General features: G+C 65.1%; 13 protein-coding genes. 5 read left to right on the top strand and 8 right to left on the bottom strand.

What is annotated here, in order from left to right; translation table 11 throughout:
* Positions 1–1,077, top strand: coding sequence for a sn-glycerol-3-phosphate import ATP-binding protein UgpC (locus J6595_RS07330; RefSeq protein ID WP_209593784.1), 1,077 nt, complete (start codon positions 1–3; stop codon positions 1,075–1,077).
* Between the two features lie 29 nt (positions 1,078–1,106).
* Here the strand turns inward: J6595_RS07330 and J6595_RS07325 are convergent, their stop codons facing one another.
* The 5 genes from J6595_RS07325 to J6595_RS07305 all read right to left on the bottom strand — a co-directional run bounded on the left by J6595_RS07325 (position 1,107) and on the right by J6595_RS07305 (position 6,678).
* Positions 1,107–1,481 (bottom strand): hypothetical protein, encoded by a 375-nt coding sequence (locus tag J6595_RS07325; protein ID WP_209593783.1) that lies wholly within the window; start codon positions 1,479–1,481, stop codon positions 1,107–1,109.
* Positions 1,482–1,542: 61 nt separating this feature from the next.
* On the bottom strand, positions 1,543–2,124 hold the full coding sequence (locus J6595_RS07320) for an ABC-type transport auxiliary lipoprotein family protein (RefSeq protein WP_209593782.1): 582 nt from the start codon (positions 2,122–2,124) through the stop codon (positions 1,543–1,545).
* Positions 2,125–2,382: 258 nt separating this feature from the next.
* Complete coding sequence (locus J6595_RS07315; protein ID WP_209593781.1) at positions 2,383–4,620, bottom strand: MlaD family protein; 2,238 nt, start codon at positions 4,618–4,620, stop codon at positions 2,383–2,385.
* On the bottom strand, positions 4,620–5,441 hold the full coding sequence (locus tag J6595_RS07310) for an ABC transporter ATP-binding protein (protein WP_425342131.1): 822 nt from the start codon (positions 5,439–5,441) through the stop codon (positions 4,620–4,622). Before J6595_RS07310 ends, J6595_RS07315 begins: the two co-directional genes overlap by 1 nt.
* 49 nt (positions 5,442–5,490) lie before the next feature.
* Positions 5,491–6,678 carry an ABC transporter permease gene (locus J6595_RS07305; protein WP_209593780.1) on the bottom strand — a complete coding sequence of 396 codons (1,188 nt, stop codon included), beginning with the start codon at positions 6,676–6,678 and terminating at the stop codon, positions 5,491–5,493.
* Between the two features lie 169 nt (positions 6,679–6,847).
* On the opposite strand from J6595_RS07305, the gene dgcA reads away from it, so the two are divergent.
* A complete protein-coding gene (dgcA, locus tag J6595_RS07300; RefSeq protein ID WP_209593779.1) occupies positions 6,848–7,828 on the top strand; it encodes an N-acetyl-D-Glu racemase DgcA in 981 nt (326 codons plus the stop codon).
* Positions 7,829–7,839: 11 nt separating this feature from the next.
* Here the strand turns inward: dgcA and J6595_RS07295 are convergent, their stop codons facing one another.
* A complete protein-coding gene (locus J6595_RS07295) occupies positions 7,840–9,939 on the bottom strand; it encodes a DUF4139 domain-containing protein (protein WP_209593778.1) in 2,100 nt (699 codons plus the stop codon).
* Positions 9,940–10,202: 263 nt separating this feature from the next.
* Here J6595_RS07295 and J6595_RS07290 point away from each other — a divergent pair, with 263 nt between their 5' ends.
* On the top strand, positions 10,203–10,427 hold the full coding sequence (locus J6595_RS07290) for a hypothetical protein (RefSeq protein ID WP_209593777.1): 225 nt from the start codon (positions 10,203–10,205) through the stop codon (positions 10,425–10,427).
* Between the two features lie 169 nt (positions 10,428–10,596).
* Positions 10,597–11,013 carry a DUF4864 domain-containing protein gene (locus tag J6595_RS07285; RefSeq protein WP_209593776.1) on the top strand — a complete coding sequence of 139 codons (417 nt, stop codon included), beginning with the start codon at positions 10,597–10,599 and terminating at the stop codon, positions 11,011–11,013.
* Between the two features lie 44 nt (positions 11,014–11,057).
* Here J6595_RS07285 and tgt read toward each other — a convergent pair whose 3' ends face one another.
* Positions 11,058–12,191, bottom strand: a complete 1,134-nt coding sequence (gene tgt, locus J6595_RS07280; RefSeq protein ID WP_209593775.1) for a tRNA guanosine(34) transglycosylase Tgt — start codon at positions 12,189–12,191, stop codon at positions 11,058–11,060.
* 230 nt (positions 12,192–12,421) lie between these two features.
* Between tgt and J6595_RS07275 the strand changes: the two genes are divergently transcribed.
* Complete coding sequence (locus J6595_RS07275; RefSeq protein ID WP_209593774.1) at positions 12,422–12,736, top strand: DUF1236 domain-containing protein; 315 nt, start codon at positions 12,422–12,424, stop codon at positions 12,734–12,736.
* 78 nt (positions 12,737–12,814) lie between these two features.
* On the opposite strand, the gene queA is transcribed toward J6595_RS07275, so the two are convergent.
* On the bottom strand, positions 12,815–13,927 hold the full coding sequence (queA, locus tag J6595_RS07270; protein ID WP_209593773.1) for a tRNA preQ1(34) S-adenosylmethionine ribosyltransferase-isomerase QueA: 1,113 nt from the start codon (positions 13,925–13,927) through the stop codon (positions 12,815–12,817).
* Positions 13,928–13,930: the final 3 nt, after the last annotated feature.

Genomic DNA, 13,930 nt, shown 5'->3' with positions numbered 1-13,930 from the left:
GTGGCGAAGATCGAACTGACTGACGTGCGCAAGGTCTATCCCGGCAATGTCGAGGCCGTGAAGGGCGTATCCCTCTCCATCCCCGACGGCAGCTTCGTCGTCCTCGTCGGCCCATCCGGCTGCGGCAAGTCAACCCTTCTGCGCATGGTGGCGGGTCTGGAATCCATATCGTCGGGCACCGTCGAGATCGGCGAGCGCGTCGTCAATGAGCTCGAGCCGGCCGAGCGCGACATTGCCATGGTGTTCCAGAACTACGCGCTCTACCCGCATATGAGCGTCCGGGGAAACCTCCAATACGGCCTGAAGAACCGCAAGATGGCGTCGGACGAGATCGCCCGGCGGGTCGACGCCGCCGCAAAGATGCTGGAGATCGGCCCGCTTCTCGACCGCAAGCCGGGGCAGCTTTCCGGCGGGCAGCGCCAGCGTGTCGCCATGGGACGGGCTCTGGTCCGCGAGCCGGCTGCCTTCCTCTTCGACGAGCCCTTGTCCAACCTCGACGCCAAGCTGCGTGTCCAGATGCGGGCGGAGATCCGACGGCTGCAACGCCGGCTGGGAACGACGAGCCTTTACGTCACGCACGACCAGCTGGAAGCCATGACGCTCGCCGACAAGCTCGTGGTGCTGAATTCCGGTCGGATCGAGCAGGTCGGCTCGCCGATGGATGTCTACGAGAAGCCGGCGAGCCTGTTCGTTGCGACCTTCATCGGTTCGCCGGCGATGAACCTCCTGCCCGTCGGCGAGGGCGGCGTGCCGGGCGTATCGGCCTCAGACCATCTTCTGTCGCCTGGCGGGCGTCCGCAGATCCTCGGCGTCAGGCCGGAACACATGCGGCTTGTCGCAGAGACTGACGCGACGCAGCCGGGAGACGCGATCTTCGAGCTGACCGTCAACGGCGTCGAGGTCGTCGGTGCGGAGAGCTTCGTCTATGGCGGATTGCCGCAGGGCGGTCCCGAGGTCGCGGTCCGGGTCGCGGGCTACAGCCATCTCGAGCCCGGCACGCAAGTGCGGGCTGCCACCTCCCACGATGCGTTCCATCGTTTCGATCGGGAATCCGGCCGACGCATCGTCGTGGCCTGACGCGGGCTGAAGCCGCCCGTGCGTTCCGTTCAAAAGTCCTGGCATTCCTCGCAGTCGTCGCAGATGGCGATGCCGCCGATGACGGTGCCGTCGGCCATCCCGAAAGGCATGGCGCAGTGGACGCACACGCCCACCGGCCGCTGATCGAAGAAGAACGGTTTCGGTCTTTCCCGCCGACGCTTGCGCGCGAGCCATTCGCGCCTTTCCTCTTCCGAAAAAACCACGGACCGCACCTCCGATGGACAGCGCAGCGTCGCCAAGAACTCCAACCGATCTTGCGAGGCGATCGCGCGCGCGCCGAAACAGCTTGGACGATGGAGCCGGGTATCGGCCCAAAACCATTCGACCAGACGGGAAGAGAATACCGGTTTGCGATTAAGGATTGCTGAGCGCAAGCCAAGCACGCCTGCTCATTCGCAAGCGTTATCAATCAGCTCTCCCGGTGACGCCGTCTTCAGCTTGCCGTTAGATCAGGCCGAGCGTCCACGTGACGATCTCGCCGGAAATCTGATCGAAGGCCCTGTTCAAAGCGGCGACATAGGCGCCGTTGCCGGACCCTGTGACGGGAGCCGATGCCGAGAAAATCCTCGTCTGACGCACCGAGCCGGTGCGATCGTTGAGCGCCTTGACCGAAATGTCGATCCGGGCCGTCCTGCCGCCCTCGATGTCGATCTCGAAGCGGCGGATCTCCATCACCAGCTGATAGTCGATTGCCAGTCCCTGCCCCGGCACGCCGACGGCGCCGATGCGGCCGGTATTTTCGAAGGCCTGCAGAAGCCTCAGCTGCACCATGCGCGGCAGCCGGTCGCTCCACTGGCTCTGGCCGAGATACTCGACGGCGTAGGGCGCCGTCTTGACGACGATCTTGTCGTTGTCGAGCGTCTTGATCGCGGTCGGCTCGGGGATCAGGATCTGCGCCCGGGTCGCGCCCCTGACGGGGACATTGGCGGGTGAGGACAGCTCGAACGTGTCCGGCGGAACCGACGTGCAGCCCGCGACCAGCCCCGCCACGAGCATAGCCAGTATCGGTGTTCTCACGCCGTTCATCGTCGCGATATTCCTTCATCCGTCGGCGCTAGGCGGGCGGACCCGCCTGTCATGTGCCAGGCGCACGCCAACGGGCGCGCTCCCCGTTGCTTGCATCCGCAACCGGAGCTGTCAATCGGACGAACCATGGTGAGCCCCCCGCCCCCGAACAAACTTCGGCGGCGGGACGAGATTGCCACAAACCGTCAGGGTGATTGGCTTCCGGCCGCGGCTGCCGCACCGAATTCTGCGAAAGACATGATCCGGGCCGGACCGCCCTCAGCGCCGGTTGCGTCCGTTATACTGCTTGACGTCGTCGCCGCCGTAGATGATCCGGCTCGGATTGTTCGAGAAGTCCGTCACGGCGTCGTCGATGCGGTTGACCGTCCGGTTGACCGATCGCATCAGCGTCTGGAACTCCTGCAGTCCCTGCCCCGAGAAACGCTGCAGATTCGCCGAGATCGGCTGCACCTGCGCCTGGATCGACGTGGCCGCACCGCGCACGGCCTGCAGGGCGCCGGCAAGGTCGGCCCCCAGCTTGTTGCCGCTGCCGGCACCCGCGAAGACGCCGTCGATCGACTGGATCACGCCGTCGATCTCGCCCGATGCGCTTTTCAGGCTCTCGCTGGTCGCCTGGACGTTGGCGATGATGGTGTCGATCTGGGGCTGCTTGTCACCGATGTCGGTCGCGACCCTGGCGATCGAATCGGCAGCCTTGGCGACGTTTCCGGTGGCCGCCGAAACGTTGTCGACGGCCTGGTTGACCTTGCCGGGATCGATGCTGGCGAGCAGCGTGTCAAGTTGCGCCCGCGTTTCGGAAAAGCCCTTCACGGCGCTGTCGATCGTCAGGACCGCCGAATTCACCCGGTCGACGATCGACTGGATCTGCGGCGTCTTTTCGCGGACCGCGTCGGTGATTGCGCCGACATTGTCGATCGACTTGTTGATCATCGCGGTGTCGATCGAATCGACCACGCCCCTGGCGCCGTCGAGGGTCGAGTTGAGCTTGGCCGAAGCTTGGCTGACATTGCTGCTGATCGGCCCGAGGCTGGCAAGCAGCGTGTCGATGTCGTCGACGCGCTGGGCAACGGCCGTGCTGATGCGGTTGACGTTCTGCGCAGCATTGGCAAAGCCGCTGATCGCGGACGAGATCGCCTCCTTCTGCTGGTTCACCGTATCCGTGAGCGACGCCGCATTGGCAGCCGTGGTGGAAACCGAATCGATCACCGAACTGACCTTGTTCGGGTCGATCGAGGCGACCACGCGGTCGGCGTTCTGTAGCGTGACGTCGAGGCGGTTGGCGACGCGATTTGCCGTGTCGGTCAACGGCGCGAAATTGGCGATCGCACGGTCGATCTCCTGGCTCCGCCCCGCAACGGCGCTGGTCACGGTTTCGACATTGGTCACGACATTCGAGGCGCCCTGCACGATCGTGTCGATGGCTCCGGACTGGTCCCGCAGGTTCTGGCTGAGAGCGGCGACGTTGGCGGCCGTGTTCGAAACACCGTCGAGGGTCGTCGAGACCTTTGCCGGATCGATCGCGGCGATCACCGTATCGGCGCTTTCGAGCGTCGTGCCGAGCTTCGTCGCAACGCTGGTTGCGGTATCGGCGAACGGCCCCAGCGCGCCGACGAAGCGATCGATGCCGTCGGCGTTGCGGGTGATCACGTCGCCGATTTCGCCAACGCCATTGGCTGCGGACTGGACTGAATCGACGACGCTGCCAATGCGGTCCGACTGGGTGCGGATATTGGCCGTGACCTGCGTCACGTTGTCGACGATCTGGGAAACTTCGTTGGTATCGACCGCCGCAAGGATGGCCTGCGCCTGGCCGATCGCCGCCGGCAGAGCATCGGCCACGCGCCGCGCGCTGACCGACATGTCCGACAGGTTTGACACGAAGGTGCTGATCTTGTCGGTGTTTGCCGCAAGGCTCGAGGTGAAGGTCTCGATGTTCTCGGAGGTCTTGGCCACGTTGGCGACCGTGGTCTGGACCCCTGGCCCTGCGCCCTTCACGATGTTCTCGAACTCGCCGAGAATGTTGTTCGCCCGATCGGCGATGTCGCGGGCCGTCGCCAGAATGTCGGTGACGTCCGAGGGATTGGCGCGAATGACCGGCGTCACCCCCTGCTCGCGGGCCTCCTCGATCAGATTGCCTTCCGAAGGATTGCCGCCCTTCAGCTCGATGAAGGCGTAGCCGGTGAGGCCCTGGAAGCCGATATTGGCCTGGGTGTTTTCCTTGATGGGGATCGTCGGGTCGACCATCGTCGTGGCGATGACGACGCCGGGATTGTTGTTGTCGATCCGCAGCGAGCTCACCTGCCCGACCGGCAGGCCGTTGAACAGGACCTGGCTTCCCTGCTGCAGACCGGTGACCGAGCCCTCGATGCGAACGAGCAGCGGGACCCGGTTGTCGCCGCTCGAGGCAAAGACGGTCCAGTAGGTGAGCCCGACCGCGAGCGCGAGAACGACAAGCGTGAAAATGCCGACACGGACGTAGTTGGCACTGGTTTCCATCAGGCGGCTCCATCGTATGCGGGCGACGGCGCAGGCGCCGCGTCGTCGGTGACGACGGTCCGGGCGCGCTTGCCGTGGAAGTAGGATTTCACCCAGGGGTGATCGTAATCGAGCATCTTCGACAATGGCCCTTCGACCAGCACCTTGCGATCGCCCAGAACGGCGATGCGGTCGCAGGCCTGGAACAGACTGTCGAGGTCATGCGTCACCATATAGACGCTGAGGCCGAGCGTATCGCGCAGCGTCATGATCAGCTGGTCGAATTCGGCAGCGCCGATCGGATCGAGGCCCGAGGTCGGCTCGTCGAGGAAGACGATCTCGGGATCGAGCGCCAGCGCCCGCGCGAGCGCGGCGCGCTTGATCATGCCGCCGGAGAGTTCGGAGGGGTATTTGTCGATGGCGTCCGGTGCGAGCCCGACGAGGTCGATCTTGAGCCGCGTCAGTTCGCGCATCAGCTTGGGCGACAGGTCGAGATATTCGCGCATCGGCACTTCGATGTTCTCGGCGACGGTCAGCGCCGAGAACAGCGCGCCCTGCTGGAACAGGACGCCCCAGCGCCGCTCGACCGAGAGCTTCTCGCGCTCGCTGGCCTCGTGATAGTCGATGCCGAAGACTTCGATCGACCCGCCCTGTTTGGGATTGAGGCCAAGGATGGTGCGCAGAAGCACCGACTTGCCGGCGCCTGACGGCCCGACGAAACCGAGGATCTCGCCGCGCCGCACGTCGAGGGAGAGGTTCTCCAGGATCTTCTTGCTGCCGAAGGCGACGTTGACCCCGCGCGCGCGGATCAGCACGTCGTCGTCGGACGCCGTCGAGACGATCGCGTTCGAGGGGTCGCCATCCTGTGCCGAAGGTTCACGTGTCACTGTGTCAAAGTCCGATCGAGGCATAGAAGATCGCGAAAAGTCCATCCATGACGATGACGATGAAGATCGACTTGACCACCGACGAGGTCACCCTGAGGCCGAGGCTTTCAGCACTGCCGCCGACCTTCATCCCCTCCAGCGCGCCGATGATGCCGATCGCGATCGCCATGAAGGGTGCCTTGATCAGGCCGGAAAAGACAGTGAACAAATCGACGCTGTTCTGAATGCCCTGCAGGTAGTTCGTGTAGGAGATGTCGGAATAAAGCTTCAGCGTCAGCATGCCGCCCGCGAGCGCCGAGATATTGGCGAGCACCGTCAGCAGCGGCAGCGCGATCGTCAGAGCGACGAGGCGGGGAAATACGAGAACGCTGATCGGATTGAGCCCGATGACATGCAGCGCGTCGATTTCCTCGCGCATCTTCATCGAGCCGAGCTCGGCGGTGATGGCGCTTCCCGAACGGCCGGCGATCATGATCGCGGTGAGAAGGACGCCTATCTCGCGCAGCACCAGAATGCCGACGAGATTGACCGCATAGACCTCTCCGCCGAAGCGGCGCAGCTGAAAAGCGCCCTGCTGGGCGATGATCCCGCCGATCAGGAAGGTGATCAGGACGATGATCGGGATCGCCTTCACGCCCATCTGGTCGATCTGGTTGAAGACCGCCGCCGGCCGGTTGCGGGTGCGGCCGGTCAGCCGGTAAGCGGCGCCGTAGATCGCGCCACCGATGATGTTGAGGGCGGCGACCGCTTCGTTGAAGACGGCAAAGACGCCGCGGCCGACATCGCCGACAAGCTCCGTCACCGGATTGGTGCGAGCGGGCGTGGCGGTCGGCGCCTCCTTCTCCATCGCGCCGCGAACGGCCTGAAACAGCGCCTCGTTGCGGTCGGCAATCCCGGCAAGCTCGACATTGCGGCCATCGGTTTGGAGGTCGCGCGAAAGCCGCTCGAGGACGAAGGCCCCGGCGGTGTCGATCCGGCCGACCCTGGAGCAATCGACAATGATCTGTCTGCCGAGATCGGAGCGAGCCGTCTCGGCAAGGAGGCTCTCCATTTCGCCGACGGTGCGGGCAAGCCAGTCCCCGCTGGCCACCAGCCGGACCCCGCCCTCGCGCTTCTCGCCTTCGAGTGCGGGCTTCACGGCCGAAAGCCGGCCGCGCGGAGCGGTCTTGTCGGTCGTTTCAGCCTCCAGCATGGTCCTCTTTCCGCATCCGGCGCGATCTTGTCGCCGACAGGAACCGATTTTCCCGCAATCTGATCGGGCTCGATCGGCCTGTCATGCTATTCGCATCGCAGCCAACCACTTCACTGGCACAGCGCTTCGTGGGAATAAACCGAAGCCGGCTTAAAGGAGATCATTTACCATGCCGCGTCGACTTTCGGTCACAGTGGAGCGTTTTCCGCTGCAACAGCCATTCCGGATCGCGCGCGGCGTCAAGACCGAGGCTGCGGTGGTCACCTGCGAGATCGGCGACGAATACGGCAAGGGCTGGGCCGAATGCGTCCCCTATCCCCGTTATGACGAAAGCATCGAAAGCGTCCTCGCACAGATCGAGGACGTCCGTCAGCTGATCGAGCGGGGCGGCTCGCGCGACAGTCTGGAAAAGGCTCTCGGCCCCGGCGCGGCGCGCAACGCTCTCGACTGCGCGCTGTGGGATCTCGAGGCCAAGTCGACGGGAGGCCGGGTTTCGGCCATCGTCTGCGGGCAGACGCCCCGCCCGGTCGAGACCGCCTATACGATCGGCCTGGACACCGCCGAGGCCATGGCCAGCGCTGCGCGAGCCGCGGGCCGCGACCTCCTCAAGATCAAGCTCGGCACCGACGACGACCGCGAGCGCATCCGCGCGGTCCGGGGCGCGGCACGCGGGGCGCGGCTCATTCTCGACGCCAACGAGGGCTGGACGGCCGAGAACATCAAGGCACATCTGCTTGCGGCCGCCGATGCCGGCGCGGTGCTCGTCGAGCAGCCTTTGCCGGCCGGGCAGGACGAGATCCTGCGCGCAATTCCGCATCCCGTGCCGATCTGCGCCGACGAATCCCTCCATGTCGGCGACGATCTGGACCACCTCGTCGGCCTCTATGACTATGTGAACGTCAAGCTGGACAAGACCGGCGGCCTGACGGAGGCAGTGCGCCTGACGAAACAGGCGCGCCAGCACGGATTCGGGCTGATGGTCGGCTGCATGGTCGGCTCATCGCTGGCCATGGCGCCCGCCCTCCTCATCGCCCAGAGTGCCGATTTCGTCGATCTCGACGGACCGCTGCTCCTCGCCAAAGACAGGGAGAACCCGCTGCGCTATTTCGGCTCGACGGTCTCGCCACCTGATCCGAAACTGTGGGGCTGACGGGCCGGACCTCACATGGCCTTGATCCTGTCCCGCAATCTTGCCTCGACGGCCTCCCGCTTAGCCTCGAGGGACTTGGTTTCGTTGTCGATCGCGCGCAGCTGATCCTCCTGCCCACGCATCATGTCCAGATAGCTGTCGCGGAGATCACCGGGGCCGACAGCCTTGATATTCTCGCGGATTCGATCCTGAGCAGCGTATATGTTGGACTTGTCCCCGTTCAGCTTGTCGATCTGCCGGTCGAGATCGGTCTTTTCGCCCTGGATGGCGGCGATGTCCTTGAGGCTCGCTGCCATTTCAGGATCGCCGGACTGGCTCGAAAAGCGCAGGAGCTCCGACTGGCTGGCATCGACGAGCGCGAAGCCCTCGTCGCGGACGAACCGATAGGTCGCGTCGATGTCGCGCGTCCCGCCGGCAGGGACAACGGCCTCCAGCCTGTAGGTGTTTTCGGTCTCGTCGGTCTTGTCCGGAGCGACCAGCTCCCAGCCGGACAGCTTGGGATGATCGATGACGAGCTTGCGATCCTCGCCCGCAGCGTTGGCGGCGGAGTAGACCGTGTTGCGCTCCTGGATCTCCTTGTAGCGAAGGACGCCGTCGATGACGCGGATTTCGCTGATGCGCTGCTGCGGGCGCTCGGTTGTGTTGACCGTCAGCTTGCGATCGAGCGCGAACTGGACCTGCCGCTCCTGCCCGGCCGGCACCGGCAGAAGCGTCGAGTCGCCGACATAGCCGGAGGCGTCGTAGACCGTCACGATGCCCGCCGGCAGCGCCGAACCGGTCTCGTTGTCGAGCCTGACCGCCGCCGTGGGATGGATCTCGCCGCGCTCCGGTGTGAACACCGCGATCCGCTCGGCCGGCACCTTCGCATCGACGATCGGCACCGAGAGTGTCGAGCCGGCCTCGAGGTTGACGGGCTGCGGCAAGCGATAGGTCACCGACACGTCGCCCTCGACGGCTTCACCGACGTCGTTCGCCCCGGAGATCGTGAAGGGCTCGCTCTCGGGCGACGGGGCGGCGGCCATCAGATTGTCGGCAAAGGCCGAGGCGCCGTCGATGGATCGCGTCGCCTTCGCCATTCTTGGCGCGCTCGGCACGGCGCCCCCATCCGCGTTCGGGATCGATTGTCTGTCAACGAAGACTGGGACTTCCGGCCGATCCTTGAAGTATGGGTCGAAGAGGTTCTGGCGCAAAGTCACCGGAGAACCCGATGACAGCGACACCTTCACGTCCTGCCAGTTTTCCCCGGTGGCGTTCTCGATCACCGCCCAGCTCTGGAGGCTGCCCTTGCCGTCTTTGCCGAGCACGAGCCGGTGCGAGGACTTCCAGACCGGCGCGGCGACGACATAGTCGAGTTCGATCGTGCGTTCGCCCGAACCCTCCACCTTGACCGAGACGAGCCGCGTGTCGTCGGAAAGGCTCTGGGCGAGCGAGGCCGCCGCCTTCTGCAATTCTTGTGCGGTCTTTTCGTCGAGGATCTCGACGCCCGTATCCGCGAAGATCGGCATCGAGCGCACCTCGCCCGTCTCGCTCAGGATCGAGACGATCGCCAGAGGCGTTTCGGCCTTGTCGTCGGGAGCGATGCGCGCCTGCGATGTGCCGAGAACCGTGCCGGTGACCGAGCGGCTGCCCTCGATGCGCACCTTCGCGCCCTTCAGCTTGTTCAGGAGAAGCGGCAGGGAATTGAGGTCCGCCGGCGCAAAATGCGCCGCGCGCGACAGCTCCTTGGCGTTGACCGAGCCTTCGAGCGAGACCTGGCCGACGCCGCCGCCCGGATTGCGCAAGACGAGGCTCTTCAGGACGTCATTGACCTGGTCGAGCGGCACTTCCATGCCGACCGTCGCATTTCCGCTGACGGCGGCTGAACGGACGATTTCCGCGACGCCGCCGGAATAAAGCACGATCGAGCGGATGTCGCCGGTGCGGGCCGGCTCGGAACGCGCCGCTTGATCGACAGTCGTCACCGTCGCCTTCGCCGGCTGCTGGCCCGCCCCGCCCGTCTGGGCTCGCGACAAGGTTGTCGTCGCCATCAGTGCGGAAAGGGCTGCCGCGGTGATCAGGGGAATGTTGTGCATGAAGTCTCCCAAGGACATGACCAGGGACGCCTGCCGCATTGCCGATCCGACCCACCGGTCCCTGCGACAATGCGTCTTGTGCCCCGCCCCGTCCCATGCCGGCCATTCGTGGCAAGTTGAAGAAGCGCGAACCGTAAATTGCGCGAATTTGTCGCGCGGTGCGATGCGAGGCCCACGACGCCCTGCCAAACTTGCAGGATCTTGAGCGGCAGCTTGTCAGCGGGAAGCTTGCGCCCAATCTTGCGCAAAGACCGTCGGCGCCATTGCGATCTTCGGGCCGACGCCTTAGGAGCCAGCACGACGTGATGAGCGAAGAGATTTTCAGCAGGGCCAAAGCGGCGGCAGATGCGCTGAACGAAGCCTTGCGCCAAGCGGCGCGTGAAGAACTTGCCCTGTCTGTCGCAATTCGGAGCGAGCCGCCCGATCACGGCAAGCCTGGCCCGAACATCGAGGTCGTCGAGGTGACGCGGCACGCCTCACAGCAAGGCCGCAGGCCCGAGGATCTCAACTCCGCCAACGACGACTGAGCTGCTCGCCGGCATCGCGTCGGGCCGAGCCGGGCCGACCGGACCCGTCGCCAGCATTTTCCGGGATCGCGTCTCCGGTCTCTTCACGGGCAATTGACCGCGCCGGCGGTTCTCTCCGGGCGTTCCGGCGTAACTCTATGCTGGAACGCGAAATCCGGGAGAGCCCTCGATGCGATCAGCCGCCACAGTCTTCCTCGTCGCTTCGTTGACGATCGCAGCCCCATTGAGCGCAAAGGCGGACGACGCCAGCGACATCCGCGCGGCCATCTCCGCACAGCTCGGCGCCTTCAACTCTGGTAACGGCGCCGAGGCCTATTCCTACGCCGCACCGAACATCAAGTCGATGTTTCCCAATCCGGACGTCTTCATGGGCATGGTCCAATCCGCCTATGACCCGGTCTACCACTCGCAGAGCGCCGTCTTCGGGCCGATGAAACCGGAAGGCCCGGGCTTCCGCCAGGAGGTCTACCTCACCGACCGCAAGGGCAAGAGCTGGATCGCCAGCTACACGCTGGAGCGTCAGCCCGACGGCTCGATGAAGATCACCGGCTGCGCGCTGCGCAAGGGCGAAGACGTCGCCGTCTAAGGCAGGCCGGCCGAAATGCGGGGGGCGGTGGCGCCTCGGCCGGTTCAGCCGAGTGGCGGCATGTCGCCCTTCGCCCAGGCTTCGCTCACCTCGGCGTGGAAGTCGTCGAAGCGCGCGGCCTCGATCGCCGCGCGAATGCCCGCCATCAGATCCTGATAATAGGCGAGATTGTTCCAGGTCAGCAGCATGCCGCCCAGGGATTCGCCCGAGCGGACGAGGTGATGCAGATAGGCGCGTGAATAGTCGCGCGCGGCCGGACAACCGGACTCCTCGTCCAGCGGCCGGTGGTCTTCGGCGTGCCGCGAATTCTTCAGGTTGATCTTGCCCCGCCGCGTATAGGCGAGGCCGTGGCGCCCGGCCCTCGTCGGCATCACGCAATCGAACATGTCGATCCCACGCGCGACCGACTTGATGATGTCGTCCGGCGTGCCGACCCCCATCAGGTAACGCGGCTTTTCCTGCGGCAGGACGGGGACCGTCTCGTCGAGCGTCGCCAGCATCACGTCCTGCGGCTCGCCGACCGCCAGCCCGCCCAGGGCATAGCCCTTGAGGTCCATCGCCGCGAGCCGCTCGGCCGAACGAATCCGCAGATCGATCAGGTCGCCGCCCTGGACGATGCCGAACATCGCCTTGCCCGGCTGGTCCCCGAAGGCGATCTTGCACCGCTCGGCCCAGCGCAGCGACAGCTCCATCGCCCGTTCGATCTCGGCCCGCTCCGCCGGCAGCCGGATGCACTCGTCGAGCTGCATCTGAATGTCGCTGTCCAGAAGGCCCTGGATCTCGATCGAGCGCTCGGGCGTCAGCGAGTGGACGGAGCCGTCCACATGCGACCGGAAGGTGACGCCCTTCTCATCGAGCTTTCTCAGCTCGGCGAGCGACATCACCTGGAACCCGCCGGAATCGGTCAGGATCGGATGCGGCCATCTTGCGAAGTCATGCAGGCCGCCGAGCCGCGCGACGCGCTCGGCACCGGGGCGAAGCATCAGGTGATAGACGTTACCGAGGATGATGTCGGCGCCAAGTTCCCGCACCTGGCTGAGATACATCGCCTTGACCGTGCCGGCGGTGCCGACGGGCATGAAGGCGGGCGTGCGCACGGTGCCGCGCGGCATGGTGATCTCGCCGCGGCGGGCGCGACCGTCTGTCGCATGAAGGCGAAAGGAGAAGGAGTTTGTCATCGCCCTTCCCGTAGCGCGGTGACGAACGGCTGGCAACGGAGAAGCTTTGCGGGCAAGGCCCTGGCAGCGATACCGCGTAACGCCTGTTTTCTCACCCATTTCTCCGATCCGACGTCGCCCACGAAGCGGTACGTCGAAGCGAAACGCGCCATTCTTTTTTCCCGGTATGGGAACGCACGACCGTGAACCGGTGTTGTCGGGCGGGACGAAATTCCAAAAGGATGAATTTGATGAAACGCCTGCTCCTCGCCGCCGCCATTGCCCTTGTCGCGCCGGCGGCCGCACTGGCCCAGACGACCACGACGACGACCACGGTCCAGACGACCGAGCCGGACTACGGCGCGATCAAAACCTATGTCATCAAGGAGAAGCACGAGTCCTACATGGCGCCGGACGGCTATACGGTGACCGTCGGCAAGCCGCTGCCTGCGCCGGTGCCGCTCTATCGTCTGCCGGACGACATGGGTCCCAACGAATACGCGGTTGTCGACGGCCATACGGTGCTGGTCGATCAGAACCGCAACATCGTGAAAATCATCGACTGATCGATTTCGCAGATCGCGTGAAAATGCGGGCGGCGCTTTCAGGCGTCGCCCGATTTCGTTCGAACAGCCGCGTTCCTGTCAAAGCTCGGATCGGTCGAGGAGACAGGCGTCGCCATAGGAATAGAAGCGGTATCCGCTTTCGATCGCGTGAGCATAGGCCGCCTGCATCGCATCCAGCCCCGAAAAGGCCGAAACGAGCATGAACAGCGTCGAGCGCGGCAGATGGAAATTTGTCATCAGCCGATCGACGGCGCGGAACCGATAGCCCGGCGTGATGAAGATGTCGGTCGGCCCGGAGAACGGCCGGACCACACCATCTTCACCCGCGGCGCTTTCCAGAAGCCGCAGCGACGTCGTGCCGACTGAGACGATCCGCCCGCCCTTTTGCCGCGCGTCATTCAGCCGTTCGGCCGTTTCGGCGTCCACATGGCCGATCTCGGAATGCATCTTGTGGCCGTCGGTGTCGTCCGCCTTGACCGGCAGAAATGTCCCGGCGCCGACATGCAATGTCAGGAATTCGGTCGCGATGCCGCGTGATCGAAGCTGCGCCATCGACTCCGGCGTAAAGTGCAGCCCGGCGGTCGGCGCCGCGACGGCGCCGCTCTCCCTGGCATAGATCGTCTGATAGTCGCGCCGGTCTTCCTCGTCCTCGGCGCGCTTGGAGGCGATGTATGGCGGCAGAGGGATGTGGCCCACCGCGGCGATCGCTTCGTCGAGGGCCGGGCCCTGGCGATCGAACCGAAGCGTCGTCTCGCCGCCCTCGCCGCGCTCTTCGGCGACGGCAACGAGTTGGCCTGCCCCCGTCACCTGCGCGTTTTCAGTCTCCTGCGCGTTGTCGGCGCCGAAGACGATCCGGTCGCCCACCTTCACACGCTTGGCCGGCCGCAGAAAAGCCTTCCAGCAATCGGGCGAAAGCCGCATGTGGAGTGTCGCCTCGATCCGCGCGACGCCCTCGCCTTCCGCCGCGCCCTCGCGCCGCCGCAAACCGGCAAGCCGAGCGGGAATGACCTTCGTGTCGTTGAAGACGAGCACGTCGCCGGGCTCGATCATCTGCGGCAGATCGCCGACCGTCCGGTCGGCGAGGGAACCGCCCTGGCCAACGTGCAAAAGCCGCGCCGCTTCACGCGGCACGGCGGGCCGGAGGGCGATACGCTCCTCCGGCAGATCGAAATCGAAGAGATCGACGCGCATGGT

This window comes from Jiella mangrovi (assembly GCF_017815135.1).
GTDB classification, from domain to species: Bacteria; Pseudomonadota; Alphaproteobacteria; order Rhizobiales; family Rhizobiaceae; genus Jiella; species Jiella mangrovi.
This window is presented reverse-complemented; position numbering and strand designations above follow the sequence as displayed.